At 69.7% G+C, this 25,697-nt stretch carries 23 protein-coding genes; 2 read left to right on the top strand and 21 right to left on the bottom strand.

Going from position 1 to position 25,697, the window contains the following annotated elements:
• Window positions 1-34: 34 nt before the first annotated feature.
• Together ACPEEZ_RS06820 and ACPEEZ_RS06815 are read right to left on the bottom strand one after the other, a co-directional pair.
• Window positions 35-397 carry a HesB/IscA family protein gene (locus ACPEEZ_RS06820; RefSeq protein WP_423924003.1) on the bottom strand — a complete coding sequence of 121 codons (363 nt, stop codon included), beginning with the start codon at window positions 395-397 and terminating at the stop codon, window positions 35-37.
• Between the two features lie 103 nt (window positions 398-500).
• Window positions 501-1,916, bottom strand: coding sequence for a dipeptidase (locus ACPEEZ_RS06815; protein ID WP_423924002.1), 1,416 nt, complete (start codon window positions 1,914-1,916; stop codon window positions 501-503).
• 41 nt (window positions 1,917-1,957) lie between these two features.
• Here ACPEEZ_RS06815 and ACPEEZ_RS06810 point away from each other — a divergent pair, with 41 nt between their 5' ends.
• Complete coding sequence (locus tag ACPEEZ_RS06810; protein ID WP_423924001.1) at window positions 1,958-2,530, top strand: DUF3043 domain-containing protein; 573 nt, start codon at window positions 1,958-1,960, stop codon at window positions 2,528-2,530.
• A gap of 89 nt (window positions 2,531-2,619) precedes the next feature.
• Here the strand turns inward: ACPEEZ_RS06810 and ACPEEZ_RS06805 are convergent, their stop codons facing one another.
• The 3 genes from ACPEEZ_RS06805 to hisD are packed head-to-tail and all read right to left on the bottom strand — an operon-like array spanning window position 2,620 to window position 5,478.
• The gene (locus ACPEEZ_RS06805) at window positions 2,620-3,660 is read right to left on the bottom strand and encodes a quinone-dependent dihydroorotate dehydrogenase (protein WP_423924000.1); all 1,041 of its coding nucleotides are present in this window, start codon (window positions 3,658-3,660) and stop codon (window positions 2,620-2,622) included.
• Window positions 3,657-4,139, bottom strand: a complete 483-nt coding sequence (nrdR, locus tag ACPEEZ_RS06800; protein WP_423923999.1) for a transcriptional regulator NrdR — start codon at window positions 4,137-4,139, stop codon at window positions 3,657-3,659. Before nrdR ends, ACPEEZ_RS06805 begins: the two co-directional genes overlap by 4 nt.
• A 28-nt stretch (window positions 4,140-4,167) precedes the next feature.
• Window positions 4,168-5,478 (bottom strand): histidinol dehydrogenase, encoded by a 1,311-nt coding sequence (gene hisD, locus ACPEEZ_RS06795; RefSeq protein WP_423923998.1) that lies wholly within the window; start codon window positions 5,476-5,478, stop codon window positions 4,168-4,170.
• 154 nt (window positions 5,479-5,632) lie between these two features.
• On the opposite strand from hisD, the gene ACPEEZ_RS06790 reads away from it, so the two are divergent.
• Window positions 5,633-6,109: a flavin reductase family protein gene (locus ACPEEZ_RS06790; protein WP_423924200.1), complete on the top strand. Its 477-nt coding sequence runs from the start codon at window positions 5,633-5,635 to the stop codon at window positions 6,107-6,109.
• A gap of 46 nt (window positions 6,110-6,155) precedes the next feature.
• Here the strand turns inward: ACPEEZ_RS06790 and dnaE are convergent, their stop codons facing one another.
• The 16 genes from dnaE to ACPEEZ_RS06710 form a co-directional block, all read right to left on the bottom strand.
• Window positions 6,156-9,620, bottom strand: a complete 3,465-nt coding sequence (gene dnaE, locus ACPEEZ_RS06785; RefSeq protein ID WP_423923997.1) for a DNA polymerase III subunit alpha — start codon at window positions 9,618-9,620, stop codon at window positions 6,156-6,158.
• A gap of 95 nt (window positions 9,621-9,715) precedes the next feature.
• Window positions 9,716-10,639 (bottom strand): RluA family pseudouridine synthase, encoded by a 924-nt coding sequence (locus tag ACPEEZ_RS06780; RefSeq protein ID WP_423923996.1) that lies wholly within the window; start codon window positions 10,637-10,639, stop codon window positions 9,716-9,718.
• Complete coding sequence (gene lspA, locus ACPEEZ_RS06775) at window positions 10,636-11,268, bottom strand: signal peptidase II (RefSeq protein WP_423923995.1); 633 nt, start codon at window positions 11,266-11,268, stop codon at window positions 10,636-10,638. The genes ACPEEZ_RS06780 and lspA overlap by 4 nt, the downstream gene beginning before the upstream one ends.
• A 4-nt stretch (window positions 11,269-11,272) precedes the next feature.
• Window positions 11,273-12,067, bottom strand: coding sequence for a DivIVA domain-containing protein (locus ACPEEZ_RS06770; protein ID WP_423923994.1), 795 nt, complete (start codon window positions 12,065-12,067; stop codon window positions 11,273-11,275).
• A 116-nt stretch (window positions 12,068-12,183) separates the two neighbouring features.
• Window positions 12,184-12,486 (bottom strand): YggT family protein, encoded by a 303-nt coding sequence (locus ACPEEZ_RS06765; RefSeq protein ID WP_423923993.1) that lies wholly within the window; start codon window positions 12,484-12,486, stop codon window positions 12,184-12,186.
• A 66-nt stretch (window positions 12,487-12,552) separates the two neighbouring features.
• Window positions 12,553-13,092 (bottom strand): cell division protein SepF, encoded by a 540-nt coding sequence (locus tag ACPEEZ_RS06760; protein ID WP_423924199.1) that lies wholly within the window; start codon window positions 13,090-13,092, stop codon window positions 12,553-12,555.
• 35 nt (window positions 13,093-13,127) lie between these two features.
• Entirely contained in the window at window positions 13,128-13,820 is a 693-nt protein-coding gene (locus ACPEEZ_RS06755; protein WP_423923992.1) for a YggS family pyridoxal phosphate-dependent enzyme, read from the bottom strand.
• 5 nt (window positions 13,821-13,825) lie between these two features.
• Window positions 13,826-14,989: a cell division protein FtsZ gene (gene ftsZ, locus ACPEEZ_RS06750; RefSeq protein ID WP_423923991.1), complete on the bottom strand. Its 1,164-nt coding sequence runs from the start codon at window positions 14,987-14,989 to the stop codon at window positions 13,826-13,828.
• A 137-nt stretch (window positions 14,990-15,126) separates the two neighbouring features.
• Window positions 15,127-16,236 carry an FtsQ-type POTRA domain-containing protein gene (locus ACPEEZ_RS06745; RefSeq protein ID WP_423923990.1) on the bottom strand — a complete coding sequence of 370 codons (1,110 nt, stop codon included), beginning with the start codon at window positions 16,234-16,236 and terminating at the stop codon, window positions 15,127-15,129.
• A gap of 34 nt (window positions 16,237-16,270) precedes the next feature.
• The gene (gene murC / locus ACPEEZ_RS06740; RefSeq protein WP_423923989.1) at window positions 16,271-17,680 is read right to left on the bottom strand and encodes a UDP-N-acetylmuramate--L-alanine ligase; all 1,410 of its coding nucleotides are present in this window, start codon (window positions 17,678-17,680) and stop codon (window positions 16,271-16,273) included.
• On the bottom strand, window positions 17,677-18,798 hold the full coding sequence (locus ACPEEZ_RS06735; RefSeq protein WP_423923988.1) for a UDP-N-acetylglucosamine--N-acetylmuramyl-(pentapeptide) pyrophosphoryl-undecaprenol N-acetylglucosamine transferase: 1,122 nt from the start codon (window positions 18,796-18,798) through the stop codon (window positions 17,677-17,679). The genes murC and ACPEEZ_RS06735 overlap by 4 nt, the downstream gene beginning before the upstream one ends.
• Window positions 18,795-20,117, bottom strand: coding sequence for a putative lipid II flippase FtsW (ftsW, locus tag ACPEEZ_RS06730; RefSeq protein WP_423923987.1), 1,323 nt, complete (start codon window positions 20,115-20,117; stop codon window positions 18,795-18,797). The genes ACPEEZ_RS06735 and ftsW overlap by 4 nt, the downstream gene beginning before the upstream one ends.
• A complete protein-coding gene (gene murD, locus ACPEEZ_RS06725; protein ID WP_423923986.1) occupies window positions 20,074-21,630 on the bottom strand; it encodes a UDP-N-acetylmuramoyl-L-alanine--D-glutamate ligase in 1,557 nt (518 codons plus the stop codon). The genes ftsW and murD overlap by 44 nt, the downstream gene beginning before the upstream one ends.
• Entirely contained in the window at window positions 21,627-22,733 is a 1,107-nt protein-coding gene (gene mraY, locus ACPEEZ_RS06720; RefSeq protein ID WP_423923985.1) for a phospho-N-acetylmuramoyl-pentapeptide-transferase, read from the bottom strand. Before mraY ends, murD begins: the two co-directional genes overlap by 4 nt.
• Complete coding sequence (locus ACPEEZ_RS06715; protein WP_423923984.1) at window positions 22,730-24,145, bottom strand: UDP-N-acetylmuramoyl-tripeptide--D-alanyl-D-alanine ligase; 1,416 nt, start codon at window positions 24,143-24,145, stop codon at window positions 22,730-22,732. Before ACPEEZ_RS06715 ends, mraY begins: the two co-directional genes overlap by 4 nt.
• On the bottom strand, window positions 24,142-25,692 hold the full coding sequence (locus ACPEEZ_RS06710) for a Mur ligase family protein (protein WP_423923983.1): 1,551 nt from the start codon (window positions 25,690-25,692) through the stop codon (window positions 24,142-24,144). The genes ACPEEZ_RS06715 and ACPEEZ_RS06710 overlap by 4 nt, the downstream gene beginning before the upstream one ends.
• Window positions 25,693-25,697 lie beyond the last annotated feature (5 nt).

The raw sequence follows: 25,697 nt of genomic DNA, 5'->3' as shown, positions 1-25,697 counted from the left end.
CGATTCCCCGTCGGAACCGTGCTGCGGAATTAATTCAGTGGAAGCTGTCGCCACAGGCGCAGCTGCCCTGGGCGTTGGGGTTGTCGATGGTGAACCCCTGCTTCTGGATGGTGTCCTCGAAGTCGATGGACGCTCCCTCGAGATACGGCACGCTCATCTTGTCCACGACGACCTCGACGCCGTCGAAGTCGCGGGTGGCATCGCCGTCCATGAGTCGCTCGTCGAAGTAGAGCTGGTAGATGAGACCCGAGCAGCCGCCGGGCTGCACGGCGACGCGCAGACGCAGGTCGTCGCGTCCTTCCTGCTCGAGCAGGCTCCTCACCTTGCCGGCCGCCGTGGGCGTGAGATCCACGCCGTGCGCCTCGGTCTCGACGGGAGCGGTCGCAATGTCGGTCATAGTGCCTCCTTCTGACAGGTCGGAGCGCAGAGCACTCGTCACGGACAAGTGTAAGCAGCACGCCCCCGTATTTGTTCCGAACGAGGGAGGTCGCTTCGGTGCGTCAGCCGCGGGCGTTCAGCCGGGCCACCAGGATCGCCTCACTGAGGATCGCGCGGTGGAAGACGCCCAGGTGCTGCGACTCGTTCGGGCTGTGCGCCCTCGTGTCCGGGTCTTCGACACCTGTGACCAGGATCTGCGCGGTGGGGAACGTCTGGACCAGGTCGGCGATGAACGGGATCGACCCGCCGATACCGGTCTGCACGGGAGCGGCGCCCCAGCCCTCCGTCATGGCGACCGTCGCCTCCTGGAGGGCCCACCCGCTCGTGTCCACGAGGAAGGGATTGCCGAGGTCGACGTCGTCGATCTCGACGTGGGCGCCGAACGGCGGCGAAGTCATCAGGTGGCGGCGGAGGGCCTCGTAGGCGTCCGTCGCCGTCTGACCCGGTGCGATCCGCGCGCTGATGCGGACCGACACCTCGGGCGACAGGGTGTTCGAGGCATTGGCCACGGACGGCGCGTCGATGCCGGTCACGGTGATCGAGGGCTGCGACCAGAGGCGGCTCAGCACCGGCCCGCGCCCCACGGGGGTGACACCGTCGAGCAGGCCGGCCTCCTCGCGGAGCTCGGCGTCGCTGCGATCGGGTACCTCTGCGTCGCGGCTCGTGAGCCCCTCGACCGCGACGCTGCCGTCGTCGTCGTGCAGGCCGGCGAGCAGGCGGACCATCGCCATCATGGCGTCCGGGACCGCGCCGCCGAGCATGCCCGAGTGCGAGGCGTGCGACAGGGTCTTCACGGTGAGCCGGAAGGTGACGTTGCCGCGGAGGGCCACGGTGATCGCCGGCACCGTCGTGCTCCAGTTGTCGGAGTCGGCGACGACGATCACGTCGGCCTCGAGCTCGGCCTTGTGCTGCTCCAGGAAGGCGGCGAACGAGCGGGAGCCGAACTCTTCCTCCCCCTCGATGAACAGGTTGACGCCGATGCCGAGATCGTCGCCGAGGACCTCGTGTACGGCTCGGAGGGCGGCGATGTGCGACATCACGCCCGCCTTGTCGTCGGAGGCGCCGCGGCCGTACAGGCGATCACCGCGGACGGTGGGTTCGAACGGCGGCGAGTCCCAGCGGGCCTCGTCCCCGGGGGGCTGCACGTCGTGGTGCGCGTAGAGCAGGATCGTGGGCCGGCCGGGCCGTGCCGCGCGCGTGGCCAGGACGGCCGGCTGGCCGTCGACGCCGTGCTCGGCGATCGGGGCCCTGCTGATGATGACCTCGTCGAAGACGCCGGTGCCCTCGGCCAGTGCGGCGACGGCCTCGGCGCTCGTCTGCACGTGCGCGGGGTCGAAGGCCTGCCACGACACCGAGGGGATGCGGACGAGATCGCTCAGATCGGCGATCGCCGAGGGAAGTCCGCCCTGGACCGCCTCCGCGAGTTCGCTGACAGTGCGGGGGTCTGAGGGCTCTACAGGATGCTGCAAGTCGGTCATGCAGGTAATCTTAGGAACTCGAACAACCTCGAGGACTCTTTGTGGCCAAGGCACCGATCAAGACCGACGACGTCACCGACGTGACGACCGACCCGACGACAACCGGCAAGGGGCGCCCCACCCCGACCCGTCGTGAGCGCGAAGAAGCGAACCGACGGCCGCTGGTGGCGACCGGCAAGGAGGCGCAGAAGGCTCAACGAGCCCGTCTCGCCGAGCAGCGTGACCGCGCCCGTGTCGGACTCGCCAACGGCGAGGAGAAGTTCCTGCCCGAGCGCGACAAGGGCCCGCAGCGGAAGTTCATCCGCGACTACATCGACGCCCGCTTCAGTGTGGGCGAGGCCATGATCCCGATCATGGTGCTCGTGATCATCATGAGCATCGTCCAGGTGGCGGCCGTCCAGGCCGTCACGATCTTCGTCCTGTGGGGGTTCTTCCTCCTCGCGGTCGTCGACTGCCTCGTCGTCGGCGTCCGCATCAACCGCAAGCTCGCCGACAAGTACGGCGCCGCGGCCGTCCAGCGCGGCAACCGCTGGTACGCCGCGATGCGGGCGATGCAGCTGAAGATGATGCGCCTCCCCAAGCCGCAGGTGAAGCGCGGGCAGTTCCCCGCCTGACCACGTCAGACGACGAAGCCGTCCACCTCGATCGAGGTGGACGGCTTCGTCGTCTCGGGCCGGTGTCGCCGGGTGATGGCCGTCAGGCGTCAGCGGCGTCGAAGGGCGAGGAGCCCGCGGTTCACCCGACGAGCCCAGAGCGGTCCCTCGTAGAGGAACGCCGTGTAGCCCTGGACGAGTGTCGCGCCGGCCCGGAGCCGCTCATCGACGTCGCGGGCCGTCGTCACGCCCCCGACCGAGATCACGCACAGCTCGGCGGGCACCGACTCACGGACGAGACGGAGCACCTCGAGCGATCGCCGCGCCAGCGGCGCGCCCGAGAGCCCGCCGGCCCCTGCCGCCTCGACGATGTCGGGCGACGTCGAGAGGTCGTCTCGCGAGAGCGTGGTGTTGGTGGCGATGATGCCCGAGAGGCCGATGTCGGTCACGAGCGCACCGATGCGGCGGATGCCGTCGTCGTCGAGGTCCGGGGCGATCTTCACGAGCACGGGTGTCTCCCCCGCGGCGTCGCGAACGGCCCGGAGGAGCGGGTCGAGTCGGTCGAGCTCTTGCAGCCCCCGGAGCCCCGGCGTGTTGGGGCTGCTCACGTTCACGGCGAGATAGTCGGCCACGGGCGCCAGCAGGCGCGTGCTCTCGAGGTAGTCCTCGATCGCGTCGTCGACGTCCACCACGCGGCTCTTGCCGATGTTGACACCGATCACCGGGCGACGGGTGGCGCGTCTCGAGACCGCGATCTGCGCAGCCGCCCGGCGCGCGCCTCCGTTGTTGAAGCCCATCCGGTTGACCACGGCCAGGTCGGGGACGAGACGGAACAAGCGAGGCCGATCGTTTCCCGGCTGAGGCCGGGCGGTGAGGGTGCCGACCTCGACGTGACCGAACCCGAGCGCGCCGAGGGCCTCGATGCCGCGTGCATCCTTGTCGAAGCCGGCCGCGACACCGAACGGCGACGGGAACCGAAGCCCCAGCGTCTCGACGGCCAGGGAGGCGTCCGGGCCCGTGAGCCGACGGACGAGACCGCCGAGGCCGACGGCGGGCACAGCGCGCATGACCCGGAACGCGAGGTGGTGCGCGTCTTCGGGGTCCATCCGGGCGAAGACCGTGTCGAACAGGACGCGGTAGGGAGTCCTCACTCGTCGACCGAGCGGGTCGGGCGGGGACGCCCCGCGTGCTCCACGCGCAGCTGCGAGATGGACGCCTCGAAGTCCTCGAGGGAGTCGAACGCCTGATAGACGCTCGCGAATCGGAGATAGGCCACCTCGTCCAGCTCGCGGAGGGGCGGCAGGATCGCGAGACCGATGTCGTTCGCCTCGATCTGGGACGAGCCCGTCGAGCGGACGCTCTCCTCCACCTTCTGCGCGAGCACGGCCAGGTCGCCGTCCGTCACGGGACGCCCCTGGCAGGCCTTGCGCACGCCGGAGATGATCTTCTCCCGGCTGAACGGCTCGAGGACGCCGTTGCGCTTGACGACGTTGAGCGAGGCGGTCTCGGTGGTGCTGAAACGGCGACCGCAATGGGGGCACTGCCGACGGCGGCGGATCGAGGTGCCGTCGTCGCTCGTCCGGGAATCGACGACACGGGAATCGGGATGGCGACAGAAGGGGCAGAACATGGTGTGGCCAGGGTATCCGACCGCGCGCCTACGGCCGGGACAGCCGGGCCGCGACGGCCTCGCCGTGTGCCGGCAGGCGCTCGGCCCGCGAGAGCGCCACGAGACGATCCGCCACGACCCCGAGGGCGTCGTGGTCGTAGCGCACGATCTGCTGCGGGCGCAGGAAGGTGTAGGCCCCGAGACCGGACGAGAAGCGGGCCTGACCGCCGGTGGGCAGCACATGGTTCGACCCGGCGAGGTAGTCGCCGAGACTGACCGGCGTGCTCGGGCCGACGAACACGGCACCGGCGCTCGTGATCATCGCGAGGACGGCCTCGTCGTCGGTGGTCTGGATCTCGAGGTGCTCGGGCCCGTACGCGTTGCTGAAGTCGGCCGCTGCGGCGAGATCGTCCACGAGCACGATGGCCGATTGAGGGCCGCGCAGGGCGACGGCGACGCGGTCGGCGCTCATGGTGGCCGGGACGAGGCGGTCGAGCTCGCGGGCGACGGCGTCGGCCAGCCCGGGCGAGTCGGTCACCAGGACGGCCGAGGCGTCCTCGTCGTGCTCGGCCTGACTGATCAGGTCGACCGCGACCAGCACCGGATCGGCCGACGAGTCGGCGATGACGAGGATCTCGGTCGCACCGGCGATGGCGTCGATGCCGACCCGCCCCTGGACGAGCTGCTTCGCCGCCGCGACGAAGTTGTTGCCGGGCCCGGTGATGACCTGAACGGGTTCGAGCCCGATCGACGGCACGCCGTAGGCGAGCGCTCCGATGGCGCCTGCTCCCCCGATGGCGTAGACCTCGTCGATGCCGAGCAGCCCGGCTGCCCCGAGGATCGTCGGGTGCACCCCTCCCCCGAACTCCTGCTGGGCCGGCGACACGATGGCGATCGACCGGACACCCGCGACCTGGGCCGGGACGACGTTCATGACGACACTCGACGGGTAGACCGCCTTGCCGCCGGGGACGTAGACACCGGCGCGGGCGACCGGCTGCCACCGCTGCTCGATGACGGCGCCCGCGGCCGGACGGGTCGTCACGTCCGTCGGGACCTGGGCACGGCTGCCCTCGGTGACCCGGGCGATGGACTCGACCAGCGCCTCCTTGACGAGGGGGTCGAGGCGGTCGACCGCCGACGCGATGTCGGCCGGGTCGACCCGCAACGTCGACGGCCGCACGCGGTCGAAGCGCTCGGCCTGCTCGAAGAGGGCGTCGGCTCCGCGCTCGCGGACGGCGTCGATCAGCGCGGCCGCCGACGCCATCGCCGCCGAGACGTCGGCATGGGCACGGGGCACGAGAGCGAGGAGGTCGGCGTGACTAGGCTGAAGGCCGCGGAGATCGGTCGTCTGGATCATGGTGCCCCCAGCGTACCGGCGAGCCCCACCGAGTCCCCGCTCCCGGACAGCAGGAGGCACGACCCCGATGACAGACGCACCCCGAGAATTCCGTGTGGAGACCACCGAACGACCGGCAGACCCGCCGCCCGCCGAGGCGCCGGTCGCCGATGCGCTGTCGGCCTTCAAACACGCCTTCCGGAGGCACGCGGCCGGGGTCGCGATCGTCACCCTTCGATCGCCCGAGGGCGGCCCCGTCGGGTTCACCGCCACGTCCCTGGCGTCGTTGGCGGCCGTCCCGCCGCTCGCGACCTTCAACATGGCGCGGACGGCCAGCAGCTGGCCCGCCGTGGAGTCGACGGAACACGTGATCGTCCATCTGCTCGGCCTCGGCAACCGCGAACTGGCGCAGCGCATGGCCGGCCCGGCCGCTCTGCGCTTCGCCGCCGACGACTGGACGGAGGGCCCTCACGGCGTGCCCCTCTTGACCGGCGTCACCGCCTGGATGTCGGGTCGGATCATCGAACGAGTGCCCGTGCACAACAACGCGGTCGTGGTGATCGAGATCGAGGACGGCGGAGTGGGTCCCGACGACGACGCGCTGCTGTACCACGACCGGCGTTACCTGCGTCCGGTGCACCTGGACGATTGAGCGAAGGAACCGACGTCGAGGCGCCCGGGGCCGGGCGCCGGGCTCCTCAGACGAGGCAGCCCGGGCCGAGCAGGCTCTTGAGCTCTCCGTAGAGGTCGGCCGTGATGTCGACCGGCATGGGGATCTCGAAGGTGCGCGCGGCATCGCCGCGGGTGAGCCGCAGCCGCACCTCGGTCGCGCCCGAGTGACGACCCAGGACGGCGGCCAGCTCGGTGACCGTGTCGGTCGTCGCCCGGTATTCGGGGACGGTCAACACGAGCGGCCCGGAGTTCACGCCGACACCCAGATCGGGCTGGAACATGCTCACGGCGTGCATGTTCATGCCGTCGTCACGCACGCTGACGCGGCCCTTGAGCACGATGATGGAGTCACCCACGAGCGCCGGACCGAACTCCTGATAGGTCTTGCCCAAGAACATGGCCGAGATCTCGCCGCCGAAGTCCTCGACGGTGATGATGCCGTACGGGTTGCCCGAGTTGCGGGCCACCCGGTGCTGCACGCTCGTGATGAGACCCGCGATCGTGACGGTCTCGCCGTCGATCGTCACGGGATCGCTCGCGAGGATGTCCGTGACGGTCGTCTGCGCGTGCTTCGCGAGGGGGAGCTCGAGACCCGCCAGCGGGTGATCGGAGACGTACAGACCGAGCATGTCGCGCTCGAAGGCGAGCTTGTCGCGCTTCGTCCACTCGGGGCGCTCGGGGACGTGCTGCACATCGGCGGGTTCGTCCCACAGGCTGTCGAAGTCGAACCCGACCTGCCCGTTGGCCTCGGCCCGCTTCTCGCTGACCGACCCCTCGACCGCCGACTCGTGGATCTCGACGAGAGCACGCCTGGTCGACCCCAGCGAGTCGAACGCACCGGCCTTGATGAGCGATTCGACCGTGCGCTTGTTGGCGACGGGCAGCGGCACCTTCTTCAGGAAGTCGTGGAACGAGGTGAAGGAGCCCTTCTCCTCTCGCGCCGCACGGATGTGCTCGACGACGTTGAAGCCGACGTTGCGCACCGCTCCCATGCCGAAGCGGATGTCGTCGCCGACCGCCGCGAAGAAGCCGATCGACTCGTTCACGTCGGGTGGGAGCACCTTGATGCCCATGCGACGACATTCGTTCAGGTAGAGACCGAGCTTGTCGCGGCTGTCTCCGGTGCTGGTGAGGAGCGCCGCCATGTACTCGGCCGGGTAGTGCGCCTTCAGGTAGGCCGTCCAGTAGGACACGACGCCGTACGCGGCGGAATGCGCCTTGTTGAACGCGTAGTCGGAGAACGGCAGCAGGATGTCCCACAACATCTTGACGGCGTCGGGCGAGAAGCCGTTGTCGAACATGCCCTTCTCGAACCCGGCGTATTGCTTGTCGAGCTCGGACTTCTTCTTCTTGCCCATCGCGCGGCGGAGGATGTCGGCCTGACCGAGCGAGAAGCCGGCGACCTTCTGCGCGATCGCCATGACCTGCTCCTGATAGATGATCAGGCCGTAGCTGGTGGACAGGATCTCTTGCAGCGGCTCTTCGAGCTCGGGGTGGATGGGGGTGATCTCTTGCGCGCCGTTCTTACGCAGCGCGTAGTTGGTGTGCGAGTTCGCACCCATGGGGCCGGGCCGGTAGAGCGCGATGACGGCGGAGATGTCCTCGAAGTTGTCGGGCTTCATCAGACGGAGCAGGCCGCGCATGGGGCCGCCATCGAGCTGGAACACGCCGAGGGTGTCACCGCGACCCAGGAGCTCGTAGGCCCCGCGGTCGTCGAGCTCGAGGTCTTCGAGCACGAGGTCGAACCCTCGGTTGGTGCGGATGTTGTCCAGGGCGTCGTTGATGATCGTGAGGTTGCGCAGCCCCAGGAAGTCCATCTTGATCAGCCCGAGCGACTCGCACGCCGGGTAGTCGAACTGCGTGACGATCTGGCCGTCCTGTTCGCGCTTCATGATCGGGATGATGTCGATCAGCGGGTCGCTCGACATGATGACGCCGGCCGCGTGCACGCCCCACTGCCGCTTCAGCCCCTCGAGACCGAGTGCCGTGTCGAAGACGGTCTTCGCCTCGGGGTCGGTCTCGACGACCGTGCGGATGTCGCCGGCCTCCTTGTAGCGATCGTGCTGCTTGTCGAAGATGCCGGTGAGCGGGATGTCCTTGCCCATGACGGCCGGCGGCATCGCCTTGGTGAGCTTCTCGCCCATGCCGAACGGGAAGCCGAGCACGCGGGAGCTGTCCTTCAGGGCCTGCTTGGCCTTGATGGTGCCGTACGTCACGATCTGGGCGACGCGCTCGTCGCCGTACTTCTCCGTCACGTACTGGATGACCTCGCCGCGGCGACGGTCGTCGAAGTCGACGTCGAAGTCGGGCATGGAGACGCGATCGGGGTTGAGGAACCGCTCGAAGATGAGGCCGTGGCGAAGCGGGTCGAGGTCGGTGATGCGCATGGCGTACGCGGCCATCGACCCGGCACCCGAGCCGCGGCCGGGCCCGACACGGATGCCGTTCTCCTTCGACCAGTTGATGAAGTCGGCGACGACGAGGAAGTACCCCGGGAAGCCCATCCCGGTGATGACGCCGATCTCGTACTCGGCCTGTTTGCGCACATCGTCGGGGATGCCCGCCGGGTACCGGTAGACGAGCCCCTTCTCGACCTCTTTGATGAACCAGGTCTCTTCCGTCTCGCCCTCGGGGACGGGGTACCGGGGCATGTAGTTGGCCGACGTGTTGAACTGCACGTCGCAGCGCTCGGCGATGAGGAGCGTGTTGTCGCACGCGTCGGGGTGGTCGCGGAACAGGTGGCGCATCTGCGCGGCCGACTTGAGGTAGAACTCGTCGGCGTCGAACTTGAAGCGGTTCGGGTCGTTGAGCGTCGAGCCGGATTGCACGCACAGCAGAGCGGCGTGGCTCGTGGCGTCGTGCTCGTGCGTGTAGTGCAGGTCGTTCGTCGCGACGAGAGGGAGGTCGAGCTGCTTGGCGAGGCGCAGCAGGTCGCCCATGATCTGGCGCTCGATGCCGAGGCCGTGATCCATGATCTCGGCGAAGTAGTTCTCTTTGCCGAAGATGTCGCGGAAGTCGGAGGCCGCTTTGACCGCCTCGTCGTACTGACCGAGACGGAGCCGCGTCTGGACCTCGCCGCTCGGGCAGCCGGTCGTCGCGATGAGCCCGTCGGAGTACTGCGCGAGCAGCTCGCGGTCCATGCGCGGCTTGAAGTAGTACCCCTCGAGCGAGGCTCGGGACGACAGCCGGAACAGGTTGTGCATGCCGGCGGTGTTCTCGCTGAGCAGCGTCATGTGCGTGTAGGCACCGGCACCCGAGACGTCGTCACGGCCGCCGTCGCCCCATCGCACCCGTGTCTTGTCACCACGATGCGTGCCCGGGGTGATGTACGCCTCGGTGCCGATGATCGGCTTGACCCCCGCGTCGGTCGCCGTCTTCCAGAAGTCGTAGGCACCGAACACGTTGCCGTGGTCGGTGACGGCGACGGCGGGCATACCCTGCGCCGCCGCCTCGGTGATGAGCGGTTTGACGCGGGCTGCGCCGTCGAGCATCGAGTATTCGCTGTGAACGTGCAGATGGACGAATGAGTCGGTGCTCGGTGCCACGTGGTCTCCGTCTTGACGAGGTGCGGTCGGTGGAGAAAAGCCTAACTCCGACCGAGGACATCCAGGGCGTGCTGGAGGTCTGCGGGGTAGGTCGACCGGTACTGGACCGGCTCCCCCGTGCCGGGGTGTCGGAAGCCGAGCTGGACGGCGTGCAGCCACTGGCGGGTCAGGCCGAGCGACGCCGAGAGGGTCGGGTCGGCCCCGTAGGTCGCGTCGCCGACGCAGGGGTGCCGCTGGGCGGCCATGTGCACCCTGATCTGGTGCGTCCGTCCTGTCTCGAGATGGATCTCGAGCAGCGACGCGGATCGGAACGCCTCGACCGTCTCGTAGTGCGTGACCGAGGGTTTGCCGTCGACCGTGACCGCGAACTTCCAGTCGGACGAGGGGTGCCGACCGATGGGGGCGTCGACGGTGCCGGCCAGGGGGTCGGGGTGCCCCTGGACGACGGCGTTGTAGATCTTCTCGACCGTCCGCTCGCGGAAGGCCTGCTTCAGCACCGTGTACGCCCGCTCCGTCTTCGCGACGACCATGAGGCCGCTCGTGCCGACGTCGAGGCGGTGGACGATGCCGGCACGCTCCGCCGCACCGGAGGTCGCGATCGTGAAGCCCGCAGCGGCGAGCCCGCCGAGTACGGTCGGCCCGGTCCAGCCGACGGACGGATGCGCCGCGACTCCCACCGGTTTGTCGACCACGACGATCTCGTCGTCGTCGTGGACGATGCCGAGCCCGGGCACGTCGAGAGCGACGACGCTCGGCGCCTCTCGGGGCGACCACCTGATCTCGAGCCAGGCGCCGGCCTCGAGCCGGTCCGACTTGCCGACCTGTCGGCCGTCCACCTCGACACCGCCGGCCGATGCCACCTCCGCCGCGAAGGTCCGACTGAAGCCCAGCAGCTTCGCGAGGGCCGCGTCGACGCGCTCCCCCGCCAGCCCGTCGGGGACGGGCAGGGACCGGGACTCGCTCATACGTCGTCCGACGTGCGGTCGGCCGACGCGCGATCGGTCGACGTGGAGGAACGAGGAGGTGCGGGCTCGGTCTCGACGTGCGCTGCGGTCGCGTTCTCGGTCGACGGCCTCTTCGATGCCCGGGTGCCGTCGAGCCCGACTCCGAGGAGCGTCAGGAGCAGGAGGAGACCCATGCTCGACACGATGAACACGTCGGCGATGTTGAAGATCGCAGGCAGCCACCACGGCATGTAGAGGAAGTCTACGACGTGGCCCATGCCGAACGACGGCGGACGGAACAGCCGGTCGGTCAGGTTGCCGAGCGTGCCCCCGAGCAGCATGCCGAACAGGATGGCCCACGCGAGCGACTTGATGCGCCGGCTGAAGACGATGATGGCCACGGCGACGGCCGCCGCGGCGATGGAGAAGACCCAGGTCGAGCCACTGGCGATGGAGAACGCGGCACCGGAGTTCTTCACGAAGTGGAACTGCAGGAAGCGACCCAGCACGTCGACGGTCTCGCCCTCGACGAGATCGCGCGTGACGAGGAGCTTGCTGACCTGATCGAGCACATAGACGACCACAGCGACGAAGGCCAGCGCCGCGAGAACGCGGACGCTGACCTTCGGGGCGGTCTTATCGGACGACAAGACCTTAGTTCGAGCCGAAGCCCTGGGCGCTGGCCGGAGCGGAGACGCCACCGGCCGGCTGGGGCTCGCCGGCAGACGACGGGGCGTCGCCGTCGAGCTCGTGCAGCTGACCCTCGATGTAGCTCTTGAGCTTCTGGCGGTACTCGCGCTCGAAGGTGCGGAGACCGTCGATGCGCTGCTCGATCGCGGTGCGGTCGGAGTTGAGCTTGTCCATCGTCTCGCGCTGGACGCGGTCGGTCTCGGCCGTGATCTCGCGCTGGCGCGACTCGGCGGTCGCGATGACCTCGCGCTGGGTGGCCTCGGCCTCGGCGACGACGCGGGCTGCGGTCGCGTGCCCCTCGGCGATGAGCGCATCGCGCTTCTCGACACCCTCGCGGACGTGCTCCTCGTGCAGACGACGAGCGAGCTGGAGGAGGTTGTTCGTGCTGGCGGTCTCGTCGACCTCGGGTGCGGCGTACGCGGCGGTCGGGGCGACAGCGGCGGCGACGGGCGCCTCGACGACGGGCTCGGGAGCCTCGGCGGGGGCCGCTGCCTCGGGCTCGGCCTCGACGGGCGCGGGAACCGATGCCGGGGCCGGCGCGCTGGCGACCGGAGCGCTGGCGACGGGAGCGGCCGCGGCCGGCTCGCTCGCCCCACCGGACGCGAGGCGCTGGCGCAGCTCGTCGTTCTCGGCGTTGAGACGTCGAAGCTCGGTGACGACCTCGTCGAGGAAGTCGTCCACCTCGTCCTGGTCGTAGCCCTCGCGGAACTTGGTCGGCTGGAACCGCTTGTTGACTACGTCATCCGGCGTCAAAGCCATTGCCGTCACCTCGTGAATCTGTTGGATCGTGTGGTCATGGTCTGCGTTGCCCCCCAACACTAGGGGGTGACCGCGCCCCGTGGGGCGCTGAGGGTCGGAAAGACCCGCTGGTCAGCCTACATCGTGTAGCGAAGCGCCGATGCGATGGACATCAGGATGACGACGGCGAGCATCACGATGCTCCACCCGAAGTCGAGCGCCACGGAGCCGAGACGGACGGGCGGGAGGACCCGTCGGACCGTTCGGATGGGCGGGTCGGTGACGGTGTACGTCACCTCGGCGAGCACGAGGACGGCCCCACGGGGACGCCAACCGCGACTGAACGACTGGGCCAGATCGAGGATGAACCGCGCCCACATCAGGAGGAAGAAGAGCAGCAGGGCGTAGTACACGATCGTGGCGATCACGGGGACGATCATCGGAGGTCTGTGCGGTCTCTCTGGTCGGGGTGATCAGGTCGCTCGAGCGGACGAGCCCTCGGGCGCTCAGGACTGGGCGAAGAAGGATGCCTCGATGTCGGACTCCACCTCGGCCTGGTCACCGCTGACGGCGATGTGCGCGGGGCTGAGCAGGAAGACCTTGTTCGTGACTCGTTCGATCTTGCCGTAGAGCCCCTGGGAGAGTCCACTGGCGAAGTCGACGAGACGGCGAGCGTCCGTCTCGGTCATCTGGGACAGGTTGATGATCACGGGGATGCCCTCGCGGAAGCTCTCGGCGATCGCCTGGGCGTCCTTGTACTCGCGGGGGTGGACGGTGAGAATCTCGTTCATGTCTTGGGACACCGCATTCTTCGAGGTCGAGGCGCGACGCAGGGGCGTCACGGGGGCACGGTTCTGCGTGGGGGCGGGAGCGGCGTGCACGGGCGAGACCGGCGCGGGGGCGCTCTGGGCGGCACTGTGCTGACGGGCGGCGGCGGCCTGGGCTTGCGCCTGGGCCGGCTGCGCCTGCTGCTGGGGCTCGTCGTACTCGAGTTCTTCGTCGGCGAGGCCGAGGTAGACCATCGTCTTGCGCAGCGGGTTGGCCATTGTTTCCTCCGGATCGTGGAACGTCTCGGTCGACATTAACGACCTTCGGGTCGCAAACCCGTGATTGCGGTCCCGATTCGTAGGTGTGTCGCGCCTTCCGCGATCGCCTCGCGGTAGTCGTGGGACATGCCGGCCGAGATGTCACGGGCGTCGGGCGCGAGGACGCGCACCCGCTCGGACAGCGTCCGGAGGCGCGCGAAGGCGGGACGCGCCTCCTCGTCGAGAGGCGCCACCGCCATCAGACCGCGCAGGCGGAGGCCCGGCGTCGCGAGGACACGCTCGACGACGGTCTCGAGGCGATCGGGAGACACCCCGCCACGACCCGGGTCGTCGGTCAGGTTGACCTGCACGAAGCCGTCGAGCAGGCCCTCGTCGGAGGCGAGGGCGTCGATGACGCTGTCCCGGTCGAGCGAGTGCACGGCGTGCGCGTACCGACGCGCCTGCCGCGCCTTCTTCGACTGGAGCTGTCCGACGAAGTGCCAACGGAGACCCGGGAGGTCGGCCAATTCGCCCGACTTCACCTGCGCCTCCTGATGTCGGTTCTCACCGACGTCGCGGACACCCGCGGCGTAGAGCTCGCTAACCAGGGAGGCAGGATGGAACTTGGTGACGACGATCGTCGTGATGTCGGCCGGGTCGCGGCCCGCCGACCGGGCCGCGTCGACGACACCGGCACGGACGGCGGCGAGACGGTCGTCGAGACCGCTCGCCGCCTCGGATGCCGACATGCTGTCTATTTGAGGAAGTCCGGGACGTCGAGGTCGTCGTCGCCGTCGTCGAACACCGGGTCGACGGCCTGGGTGGCCGTGGGCTCCTCGTGGCGACGCCAGGCACCCGTGTCGCCCGTGGCACCGCTGTCGGCGATCGCCGACACGCCACCGACGGTGGTCGTCGCGGCGCCCTCGGTCTCGACGTAGCTCGAGCGGCGGTCCTTCGTCTTGGCGGACGGCTCGCCACCGTCGAAGCCGGCCGCGATGACCGTGACCCGCACCTCGTCGCCGAGCGTGTCGTCGATGACGGCACCGAAGATGATGTTGGCCTCGGGGTGGACGGCCTCTTGGACGAGTCGGGCCGCGTCGTTGATCTCGAAGATGCCGAGGTTCGACCCGCCCTGGATCGACAGGAGCACGCCGTGCGCACCGTCGATCGACGCCTCGAGCAGAGGCGAGGCGACGGCCAACTCGGCGGCCTTGATCGCGCGGTCGGCACCGCGGGACGAGCCGATGCCCATCAACGCTGAACCGGCACCCTGCATGACCGACTTGACGTCGGCGAAGTCCAGGTTGATGAGACCGGGGGTCGTGATGAGGTCGGTGATGCCCTGGACACCGGCGAGCAGCACCTGGTCGGCGGTGCCGAAGGCCTCCACCATGCTGATGCCGCGCTCGCTGATCTCGAGGAGGCGGTCGTTCGGGACGACGATGAGGGTGTCGACCTCGTCCTTCAGTGCTGCGACGCCGGCCTCGGCCTGCGCCTGGCGCCGCTTGCCCTCGAAGCCGAACGGCTTCGTGACGACACCGATGGTCAGCGCACCGATCGACTTGGCGATACGGGCGACGACGGGGGCACCGCCGGTACCCGTGCCACCGCCCTCACCCGCCGTGACGAACACCATGTCGGCACCGGCGAGGGCCTCTTCGATCTCTTCGGCGTGATCTTCGGCCGCGCGACGCCCCACCTCGGGGTCGGCGCCGGCACCCAGGCCACGCGTGAGCTCGCGTCCGACGTCGAGCTTGACGTCGGCGTCGCTCAACAGCAGCGCCTGGGCGTCCGTGTTGATGGCGATGAACTCGACTCCGCGGAGCCCGAGCTCGATCATGCGGTTGACGGCGTTGACGCCACCGCCGCCGACACCGACGACCTTGATCACGGCTAGGTAGTTATGGTTCGTTGTCACGTCCGGCCTCCGCTTAAACCTTAACCCTTGACTTGAAGGTTAAAGTTATACTTTATATGCAAGTTCTGCAGTCACAAGGTAGGTGTCGCGCCGGGGTGCCACGGACAGCGGCCCCCGCGTGTCGCGAACGAGGGTCGTCATCTCGTGCGGATGATGCCGTTGTCGGGGGCCGAGACGTCGTACTCGACCGAGGCGCCCGGGTCTCGGGTGGACTGGTCTCGGATCAGACCGGCCAGCACCTCCGCCTTGCGCGCCGAGTCGTCGGCGCTCCCCCAGACGACGCGTTCGCCGGATGTCAGGCTCAGTGTCACGTCATCGGTGGTCGAGGCCGTGACCGTGTCGACGGTCGCGCGGAAATTGATGGGCAACGCCAGGAGCACCTCGGCCGCCGAACGGAACGCGGCCCCGTCGAGGGGGGCTCCCCCGACGTCGACCAGTGGCACGCCGTCCTGCCGCGCGTCGAGCTTCTGCACGACGATGCCGGCCGGGTCGACGAGCTCGAAACCCGTTCCGACGGCGACCGTGGCGATCGGCTGCCGCTCGGTGATCCGGATCACGAGCGTGTGCGGAGGTGAGGTCTCGGTGACATAGCTGGCGATCAGGGGAAAGCCCTTGAGCTCGTCCGTGATGGTCGCGAAGTCGACCAGCGCGAGCGGCGTGCCGAGCTGCCCGTCGACCGCCTTCTCGACGGCGGCCTTGTCGACGCGGCTGGTGCCCTCGACCGTGATGGTCTGCAGCGACAGCAGGGGCGAGAAGACCGCGATCGTCACCGACCCGACGAGGAGGACGGTCACGACACCGGCCGTGATCAGGGTCGCCCGACGATGCCGACTGCGCCTCGTGAAGCGGCGGACCTCGACGCGTTCGACGCGCCTCCTCTCCACCGATGCGGCCCGGGCCGCCCGACGGGCCTCGCGGGCCCGCTGCTTCGCCTCGTCGGCCGTGGTGTCGGGGGCGACGAGATCGGTCACGCGACCACCGGCCGCCGACGAGTCGGTCCGGGCGGAGGGCGCAGACGGGGCCGATGACGGACGCGACGTGCCTGGTGTGTCGACCCGCGCCTCCTGGTCGTCGGTCGATGCGCCGAGACGCCGGGCCTTGGCCGTCGTCTCGGCACCCAACCGCGAGGCGGCGTCCCGGGCCGATGTGAGGCGGTCGGTCAGCCGACCGCGAGCACGACCCGACGGGGGCGGGACCGACTCGGGGTCGGACCCTGTGGACGCGTCGAACCCCTCGGGCCGCTTCACGGCTTCTCCGGTCGAACGCTCGACGGGCCGAGCGTCACGCGTCCGCCTCGTCGGCACCGCCGTCGAGGGAGCCGAGCAGTTGCGGGACGATGCGGTACACGTCACCGCAGCCGAGCGTGATGACGAAGTCGCCGGCCCGCGCGATCTCGGCGACCCGGTCGGCAGCCGACTGCCAGTCGGGGACGTAGTCGACCTTGGCCCCGTCGTGGAACCGCTCGGACACCAGCGCACCCGTGACCCCGGGCTCCGGGTCCTCGCGCGCCCCGAAGACGTCGAGGACGACCGTGTGATCGGCCAGTCGCTCGTACGTCTCGGCGAACTCGCCCGCCATCATGCGGGTTCGGCTGTAGAGGTGCGGCTGGTGGACGGCGATGAGTCGACCGTCTCCCACGACCGACCGAGCCGCCTGCAGCGCCGCGGCGACCTCGGTGGGGTGGTGGGCGTAGTCGTCGTAGACGCTGACTCCGCGACGCACGCCGTGCAGCTCGAACCGTCGCTCGGTGCCGCCGAACGTCTCGAGACCCGCGATCGCCTCGTCGGGGGCGAGACCGAGACCGACCAGCACCGCGAACGCGCCGGTCGCGTTGAGCGCGTTGTGCCGGCCGGGGACACGCAGCTGGACGGGCCAGGAGTCCGGCCCCCGATGGATCGTGAACGCGACCGGCCCCACCGACGTGATGTCGGCGACACGGACGTCGGCATCGGCGGCCTCGCCGAACGTCACGACCTTGGCCCGATCGAGTCGGGCCGTCACACGGACGGCACCCGGGTCATCGCTCGAGACGACGACGCTCTCGCTCGCCGCCTCGGCGAACGAGACGAAGGCGTCGTCGAACGCCTCGTGCGACCCGTAGTGGTCGAGATGGTCCGCATCGACGTTCGTGATCAGGGCGACGGCCGTGTCGTAGAGCAGGAAGGAGCCGTCGGACTCGTCGGCCTCGACGACGAACAGGTCGTCCGACCCTCCGCGCGCGCTGACCCCGAGCGACTGGATCACCCCGCCGTTGACGAAGCTGGGGTCGCGACCCGCAGCGAGGAGCGCCGTCACGAGCATGCCCGTGGACGTGGTCTTGCCGTGGGCGCCGGCGACGGAGACGAGGCGGTGTCCGCCGATCAACCACGCGAGGGCCTGCGAACGGTGCAGCACCGGCAGCCCCCTCTGGAGCGCCAGCTGGTACTCGGGGTTGTCCTGCCAGAGCGCACCCGTGACCACCAGCGTGTCGGCGTCGCCCACGTTCGCCGCATCGTGGCCGATGGCGATCTCGGCGCCGAGTGCCCGGAGGGCCTTCACGGCGGCCGTGTCGCGCAGGTCGGAACCCGTCACGACGTGTCCCGCGGCCAAGAACACCCGCGCGATGCCGCTCATGCCCGAGCCACCGATGCCGACGAAGTGGACGCGCCCGAGCTCGGCGGGGATCTGTTGGGTGAGGTCGGGCTTGATCATGAGGTCTCGCTGGTCGTTTCGGGGGTGGACGGAGAAGACGAGGAGGCGCGGCCCACGGCGTCGAGGACGAGGTCGACGGTGCGATCGGCCCCGTCGCGGACGCCGACGGAGGCCGAACGGACCGCCATGTCGGCGATCGTCGCCCGATCGAGCAGCAGGGTCACGAGATCGGAGCCGACCCAGTCGGGTGTGAAGTCGGCGTCGGCGACGAGCACCGCGCCTCCGGCCGCGACGACGTCCGTCGCGTTGAAACGCTGCTCGCCGTTGCCGACCGGATACGGGATGAGGACGGCGGGGAGCCCGAGGGCCGTCAGCTCGCTGACCGTCGCGGACCCCGCGCGCGACACGACGAAGTCGGCTGCCGAGAGCGCCAGGTCCATGCGGTCGCAGTACTTGAGGAGGTGGTAGTCGGCGAGACCGCTCACGGTGAGGTCGGACTTCTCGCCCGTGATGTGCAGGATCTGCCAGCCGGTGCCGAGGATGCTGGGCGCCGCCCGCGACACGGTCTCGTTGAGCCGCCGGGCGCCCGTCGACCCGCCGGTCACGAGGACGACCGGCTTGGTCGCGTCGAGGCCGAAGAACTCGAGGGCCTCGGCCCGGTGCGCCCGACGGTCGAGGGTCTCGATCTCGTCGCGCAGGGGCATGCCGACCTGGCGCGCGTGCCGGAGCTTGGTCGATGCGAAGACCACGCCGACGTGCTTCGTCAGGTAGGACCCCAGGACGTTCGCCATGCCGGGTTTGGCGTTCGCCTCGTGCACGACGATCGGGACACCGGATCGGCGGGCGGCGACGTAGGCCGGCGCGGCGGCGTATCCGCCGAACCCGACCACGACGTCGACCTGACGGTCGGCCAGGATCGACCTGACCCCGTCGATGGCGCCCTGCAGTCGGCGCGGGAACCCGAGGGCATGCCGCGACGGCTTGCGCGGGAAGGGCAGACGCGGCACCGTCAGCAACTCGTAGACGCGCGCGGGGACGAGACGGGCCTCGAGGCCCTCGGCCGTGCCCAGGACGAGCACGGTCGCGTCGGGCTCGCGGCGGCGCAGCCGATCGGCCACCGCCAGGAGGGGGTTCACGTGGCCGGCGGTGCCGCCTCCGGCGAGAAGATACGTCGTCACCGGAGAGACCCTACCCGTCCACCGGGCACGGTCTGCTGGACGACGGGCTCCTCGGGCCGACGGGCGAACGACAGCACGACGCCGATGGCCAACAGGGTGAGGATGAGGGCCGATCCACCCGCGGAGATCAGCGGCAGAGGCACGCCGAGCACGGGCAGGAGGCCCAGCACGACGGCGATGTTGACGAGCGCCTGCCCGATGATCCAGGCCATGATCGCACCGGTCGTCACCCGCACGAAGGGGTCGTTCGTCCGTCGGATGATCTTGACGAACCCGACCGCGAGGACGACGAACAGGCCGAGCACGACGATCGCGCCGATCAGGCCCAGCTCCTCGCCGATGATCGCGAAGATGAAGTCGTTGTCGGCCTCGGGCAGCCACGACCACTTCGACTTCGAGTTGCCGAGCCCGACACCGAAGACACCGCCCGAGGCGAGCGCCCACGTGCCGTGCAGGGTCTGCCAGCACGCGGCCTGGTAGTCGCTCGACGCCGAGCAGCCGGACATCCACGCGGCGATCCGGCTGCTCCGCGAGTCGGAGCCGTGCGCGATGATCGGCAGGAGGACGGCCAGGGCGACGACCGGCAACGCGAGGAAGCGCAGCTTGACCCCGGCGAAGTACACGGCGGCGAACACGAGCAGCAGGATGATCATGGTCGTGCCGAGGTCGCCGCCGAGGATGACGAGCCCCACCGACAAGAAGACGACCGGGACGAGCGGGATCGCCAGGTGCTTCCAGTCGCCGAGCAGATCGCGTTTGACCGAGAGGATCATGCCGAGCCAGATGGCGAGGGCCAGCTTGACGACCTCGGACGGCTGGGCCGTGAAGGCCCCGAGGTTCAGCCAGTTCCGGTTGCCGCCGAACTCGAAGCCGAGCGGGCTGAAGACCAGCAGCTGCAGGAAGACGGCGACGGCGACGATGTGCCACGCCCAGCGCTTCCAGAACGACACGGGCACGCGCGACACGATCAGCATCCCCGGGATGCCGATGGCGGCGTAGATGCTCTGGCGCACGAACGCGCCGAAGAACGACGTGTGGTTCGACGAGATGTACTGCTCGACCGACGACGACGACAGCACCATCACGAGGCCGAGCACGACCATGAACAGCGTCGTGCCGAGGATGAGGAAGAACGACCCCGTCTCGGCGGCGAAGAGCCGCTTGACGGCGACCACGGCCGCGGCCGATCTCGTGTCGTGCGGCCTCGTGCCGTTCTGTGCCGCCGGCGGGGTGCCGGTCTCGGGTCGACGGGTACGCCCGCGTGCCTCGGCCGTGTCAGCCTGCCGGCGTCGCGGGAGGCTCGAAGGCGGGTTGGCCATCGGAGTCACCTCCCAGGTGGTCGTGGACGGCGGAGGCGAAAGCCCGCCCGCGCGCCGCGTAGTCGCTGAACTGGTCGAAGGAGGCGGCGGCCGGGGCGAGCAGCACCGTGTCGCCCGGTTGGGCGACCCCTGCTGCCAGACGCACGGCCGTCGACATCACGTGATCAGTGTCGGCCTCGTCGACCTCGAAGAGGGGGATGCCGGGCGCGTGTCGTGCGAAGGCCGCGACGAGCTCGGCCCGGTCGGCCCCGATCACCACGGCGCCGCGGACGGCCGATGTCGCGTCACGAATGAGCGGCTCGACGTCGACGCCTTTGAACAGGCCGCCGACGACCCAGACGACATGAGGGAACGCGGACAAGGAGGCGCGCGCGGCATGCGGGTTCGTCGCCTTCGAGTCGTCCACCCACGTGATGCCGCGCGCCGAGGCTACCACCTCCATCCGGTGGTGGTCGACCGCGAACCCGGCCACCGCGTCGCGGATCGCCCGAGGGTCGACGTCGACCGCGCGCGCCAGGGCGGCGGCGGCGAGCACGTCGGCGACGAGGTGATCGGCCGCGAGACCGACCTCGGCCAGCGCCTCCGTCGTCGTCAGCTCGAGAGCCCGGTGTCGCCGCTCGGCGAGGAAGGCACGGTCGACGAGCACGGCGCCCGTGTCGCTTCCGATGACGCCGAAGTCGCTCGGGCCCGGCGCGGAGAGCCCGAAGCCGATGGCGCGGCAGCCCTCCTCGACGTCGGCCTCCTCGACCATGTGGCGGGTCGCCTCGTCGTCCTTGTTGTAGACGCAGGCGATGACGGTGTTCTCGTAGACCTTCGCCTTGGTGGCGCGATACGCCTCGAACGAGCCGTGCCACTCGAGGTGGTCGGACTCGACGTTGAGGCAGACCGAGGCCAGCGGGCGGAGCGCCCCCGGCCCCTCGGTCGGGAGGTAATGCAGCTGATGACTCGACAGCTCGACGACGAACAGGTCGAAGCCCTCGGGGTCGCGGACCGCGTCGAGCACCGGCACGCCGATGTTGCCGCAGGCCAGCGTGCGGAGACCGCCGGCCGTCCCCATCGCGGCCGTGAGCTGCGTCGTGGTCGTCTTGCCGTTCGTGCCGGTGACCAGCACCCAGTCGGCGATGCGCTCGACCTTGTCGCGCACGCGCCAGGCGAGTTCGACGTCGCCCCAGACCGGCAGGCCGCTCGAGGCGGCCCACTCGATGAGCGGGTGGCCGGGAGAGAAGCCGGGGCTCGCGATCACGACGTCCGGGTCGAGCGCGAGGAGCGCCTCCGGAGGTTCGGCCATCTCGGGCGAGAGGACGAGCTCGGCGCCGATCAGCTGGAGCAGCTCGCGCCGGTCGTCGTCGACGGCCGGGGCCACGACGAGCACCCGGGCACCGAGCTCGGCCAGCGTGTCGGCGACGGCGAAGCCGGTCGCTCCGATGCCGAGCACGGCGACGCGGAGCCCCGACCAGTCGGCGTGCCAGCTCGTGAGCCCGGAGAGGCGGTCGGCCCTGTGTGTCGGGGTCATGACGTGCGGGAGATCCATTCGAGATAGAAGACACCGACACCCGCGGCGACGAACAGGCCGGCGATGATCCAGAAGCGCACCACGACGGTGACCTCGGCCCAGCCCTTCAGCTCGAAGTGATGGTGCAGGGGGCTCATCAGGAAGATGCGCTTGCCCTTGGTGATCTTGAAGTAGGCGCGTTGCAGGATCACCGAGCCGGTGACGACGAGGAAGAGCCCGCCGATCAGCACGAGCAGCAGCTCGGTGCGGCTGAGGATCGCCAGGGCGGCGAGGGCGCCGCCGAGGCCGAGCGACCCCGTGTCGCCGAGGAAGATCTGCGCGGGAGACGTGTTCCACCACAGGAACCCGATCAACCCGCCGCAGATGCAGGCGGCCACGACGGCCAGGTCGAGCGGGTTCGCCACCGTGTAGCACGCGGAGCGCGTCGACTCGTCGAGCCGCACGCTGAAGCACGACTGGTTGAACTGCCAGAAGCCGATGAAGATGTAGGAGGCGATGGCCAGGATCGACGCGCCGGTCGCCAGGCCGTCGAGCCCGTCGGCGACGTTGACGCCGTTGGACGTGCTCACCGTGATGAGGACGGTCCAGATCAGGAACAGCCCGCCGCCGATGATGCTGCCGAAGAACATGAAGTCGAGCCACGGGATGTCCCGGATGCCCGAGATCGCGGCCGAGCCCGGGGTGAGTCCGGTGTTGGGGTTGGGGAAGGACAGGGCGAGGACGGCGAAGATGGCGCCGACGACGACCTGGCCGAGGATCTTCGCCCACCCGCCGAGACCGAGGCTGCGCTGATTGCGGACCTTCATGAAGTCGTCGAGGAACCCGACGACACCGAGGCCCACCATCATGAAGAGGACGAGCAACCCGCTGAGCGTGAGAGTGTCCCGAGCCACGAGGTGGCCCACGAAGTAGCCGAGGACGCTGCCGAGGATGAGGACGATGCCGCCCATGGTCGCCGTGCCGCGCTTCGTGTGGTGCGACTTCGGGCCGTCGTCGCGGATGAACTGACCCCAGCCGAGCTTGTGGAACAGCCGGATGAAGACCGGGGTGAGGAGGAGCGTGAAGACGAGCGAGACCGCGCCGCCGATCAGCAGCGCGATCATGCGGAGACTCCGGCGAGTCGATCGCCGAGGAACCTCAGGCCGGCCGACTTGGACGACTTGACGAGGACCACGTCGCCCGATCGGAGCGCCGGCCGCAACAGGTCGTAGGCCTCGTCGATGGTGTCGACGAGGACGGACTCGCCGTCCCACGACCCTTCGAGCCCCGCGGCCATGTGCACGTGACGGGCGGCCTGCCCGACGACGATCAACTGCTTGACGTTCAGGCGGACGACGAGGCGGCCGACACGGTCGTGCTCGTCTCGGGCCATCTCGCCGAGCTCGGCCATCTCGCCGAGAACGGCGATCGAGCGACGCTCGTCGCCGGTGATCTGCGCCAGCGTCTTCAAGGCGGCGGCCACCGAGTCGGGGCTCGCGTTGTAGGCGTCGTTGACGACGATGACGCCGTCACCGGCATCGAGCACCTCCATGCGCCAGCGCTCGGCCCGGGTGACCCCTTCGAGCACCGAGACGGCACGCTCGAGGTCGACGCCCCACTCCCCCACGACGGTCAGGGCGGCGAGGGCGTTCATGACGTGGTGCTCGCCGAGGATGCGCAGGGACACACGACGGGTCAGGTCACCGTGGGCGAACGTGAAGGACGTGCCGTCGACGGTGACGTCGATGTCGGAGGCGCGGTAGTCGGCCGAGTCGGACTGCCCGAACGTCACGACACGAGCGGCCGTGACCGAGGCCATGCCGGCGACCCGGTCGTCGTCGGCGTTGAGCACGGCCGTCCCCGAGGCGGGCAGGTCGGTGACCATCTCCGCCTTCGCGGCCCGCGTGCCCTCGATGCCGCCGAACCCGCCCGCGTGGGCGAGGCCGACCTTCAGCACGACACCGGTGTCGGGTCGGGCGATGTCGACGAGTCGCGCGATCTCACCCGGGCCGCTGGCCCCCATCTCGACGACCAGGTACCGGGTCTCGTCCGTCACCCGCAGCATCGAGATCGGCGCTCCGACGTGGTTGTTGAACGACCCCTCGGGGGCGACCGTCGGTGCGATGTCGGACAGGATCGCCCGCAGCATGTTCTTGGTGCTCGTCTTGCCGTTGGACCCCGTCACGCCGACGACCTTCAGGTCGCCGTGCCGACGGACGCGCTCGACGACGGCCGCAGCGAGTCGCGAGAGCGCCACGACGCCGTCCTCGACGACGATCAGGGCGGCCGTCGTCTCGACGTCACGCTCGGCGACGACGAGCGACGCACCGGCCGCGGTCGCCGCGTCGATGAACGCGTATCCGTCGGTGACCTCGCCGGGCAAGGCGAAGAAGATCGACCCGGGCCCGACCAGGCGCGAATCGGTCTCGACCGAGCCGTCCAGCGGCGTCGTGGTGATGTCGCCCACGGCGTCGGCCGGCAGCACGAGGCGCCCGTCGACGATCTCGGCGATCTCGACAGGCGTCAACGCGATCATTCGCCCCACCCTGCCTCGCGCAGAGCGGCACGGGCCTCGTCTCGCGCCGAGTACGGCGTCCGTTCGCCGCGGATGTCGCGGTAGTCCTGGTGGCCGGGACCGGCCCAGAGGATCGAGTCGCCCTCGCCGACGAGCGAGACCGCGTGGCGGATGGCCGCCTCGGGCGGGCTCACCTCGTGGATCTCGTGTTCGGGGTAGGCCTCGCGGGCCGCCTCCACGAGGGTCCGGCGGATCGACTCGGGGTCTTCGAAACGGGGGTGGTGATCGGTGATCACGAGGATGTCGGAGCCGGCTGCCGCCACGCGGGCCATGTCGCCGCGCTTCGTCGTGTCGCGGTCGCCGTCGGCTCCGAACAGCATGACGACCTTGCCCGGAGTGAATCGACGGACGGCGGCCAGCGTGTTCACGAAGGCGTCGGGGCTGTGCCCGAAGTCGACGAACACACTGGGGCCGTGCTCGCCCGAGACGCGTTCGGTCCGCCCCGGCAGGTAGGCGCGGATGCCGCCGTCGTCGTCCAGCGCCTGGCCGATGGCCTCCAGCTCGAAGCCGGCCTCGACCAGCATGACGATGGCCAGGGCTGCGTTCGCGGCCATGTGCCAGCCGATCAGCGGGACGCGGGTGACGAGCGTCCGACCCTCGGGGCCCGACAACCGGAACTCGGTGTAGGCGGCGTGCTCGTCGAGGATCTCGACGCGCCAGTCGGCCTCGACGTCGGGCAGGACCGTGATCGTCGTGAGGGGAACGCGAGCCGTGTCGACGACCCGCTGGCCGTACGGCGAGTCGAGCGAGATGACGGCGCGCTTCGAGCGATCGGGCTGGAAAAGCGGCAGCTTCGCCTCGAAGTACTCCTCCATGTCGGCGTAGTCGTCGAGGTGGTCGTGGCTCAGATTCGTGAAGGCGGCGACGTCGAAGACGAGCCCGTCCACGCGGTTGCGGCTGAGGGCCTGGGCACTGACCTCGACGGCCACGGCGCGCACCTCGCTCTCGCGCATGCGGGCGAGCAGGGCGTGCATCTCGCTGGCCTCGGGCGTCGTCAGGCGGCTGACCACCGTGAGGTCGCCGATGTGCCGCTCGGCCGTGCTGCTGAGACCGGTGACGAGACCGAGCTGTTTGAGGATGCCCTCGAGCAGGTACGACGTGGACGTCTTGCCGTTCGTGCCCGTGACGGCGAACAGCAGCGGGCTGTCGTCGCCGCCCGTGCGATAGACCCAGGCGGACACGTCGCCGAGGGCCGCCCGGGGCGAGTCGACCAGCACGACGGGCAAGCCGCTGTCGCGCGCGATCTCGGCACCGGCGGGGTCGGTCAGCAGGGCGACCGCGCCGCCCTGCCGGGCCTCTGCCGCGAACTCGGCGCCGTGCCGGTGGGCGCCGGGGACGCCGACGTACAGATCGCCGGGGTGCAGGTCACCGGTGCTCAGGGTCACACCGGTGATCTCGATGCCGTCGAGGGAACCCTCGAATTCGAGGCCGAACTCGCTCACCAGCTGAGCGAGCGACCTCGCCGACGGATGTTCCGGTCGAAGAACCGGGGGGATCCGGGCGCTCAAAGAAT

The organism is Frigoribacterium sp. 2-23 (genome assembly GCF_049601585.1).
In the GTDB taxonomy this organism is placed as follows: Bacteria; Actinomycetota; Actinomycetes; order Actinomycetales; family Microbacteriaceae; genus Frigoribacterium.
The sequence above is the reverse complement of the archived record's forward strand: the minus strand, read 5'-3'. Positions and strand labels throughout refer to the sequence as shown.

Excerpts from the sequence above, each read along its gene's own strand:
- ACPEEZ_RS06820 (WP_423924003.1), bottom strand. The coding sequence starts at position 397 with ATGACCGACATTGCGACCGCTCCCGTCGAGACCGAGGCGCACGGCGTG.
- ACPEEZ_RS06815 (WP_423924002.1), bottom strand. The coding sequence starts at position 1,916 with ATGACCGACTTGCAGCATCCTGTAGAGCCCTCAGACCCCCGCACTGTC.
- nrdR (WP_423923999.1), bottom strand. The coding sequence starts at position 4,139 with ATGTTCTGCCCCTTCTGTCGCCATCCCGATTCCCGTGTCGTCGATTCC.
- hisD (WP_423923998.1), bottom strand. The coding sequence starts at position 5,478 with ATGATCCAGACGACCGATCTCCGCGGCCTTCAGCCTAGTCACGCCGAC.
- dnaE (WP_423923997.1), bottom strand. The coding sequence starts at position 9,620 with ATGCTCGACGGCGCAGCCCGCGTCAAACCGCTCATCACCGAGGCGGCG.
- ACPEEZ_RS06780 (WP_423923996.1), bottom strand. The coding sequence starts at position 10,639 with ATGAGCGAGTCCCGGTCCCTGCCCGTCCCCGACGGGCTGGCGGGGGAG.
- ACPEEZ_RS06770 (WP_423923994.1), bottom strand. The coding sequence starts at position 12,067 with ATGGCTTTGACGCCGGATGACGTAGTCAACAAGCGGTTCCAGCCGACC.
- ACPEEZ_RS06765 (WP_423923993.1), bottom strand. The coding sequence starts at position 12,486 with ATGATCGTCCCCGTGATCGCCACGATCGTGTACTACGCCCTGCTGCTC.
- ACPEEZ_RS06760 (WP_423924199.1), bottom strand. The coding sequence starts at position 13,092 with ATGGCCAACCCGCTGCGCAAGACGATGGTCTACCTCGGCCTCGCCGAC.
- ACPEEZ_RS06755 (WP_423923992.1), bottom strand. The coding sequence starts at position 13,820 with ATGTCGGCATCCGAGGCGGCGAGCGGTCTCGACGACCGTCTCGCCGCC.
- murC (WP_423923989.1), bottom strand. The coding sequence starts at position 17,680 with ATGATCAAGCCCGACCTCACCCAACAGATCCCCGCCGAGCTCGGGCGC.
- ftsW (WP_423923987.1), bottom strand. The coding sequence starts at position 20,117 with ATGGCCAACCCGCCTTCGAGCCTCCCGCGACGCCGGCAGGCTGACACG.
- murD (WP_423923986.1), bottom strand. The coding sequence starts at position 21,630 with ATGACCCCGACACACAGGGCCGACCGCCTCTCCGGGCTCACGAGCTGG.
- mraY (WP_423923985.1), bottom strand. The coding sequence starts at position 22,733 with ATGATCGCGCTGCTGATCGGCGGCGCGGTCTCGCTCGTCTTCACGCTC.
- ACPEEZ_RS06715 (WP_423923984.1), bottom strand. The coding sequence starts at position 24,145 with ATGATCGCGTTGACGCCTGTCGAGATCGCCGAGATCGTCGACGGGCGC.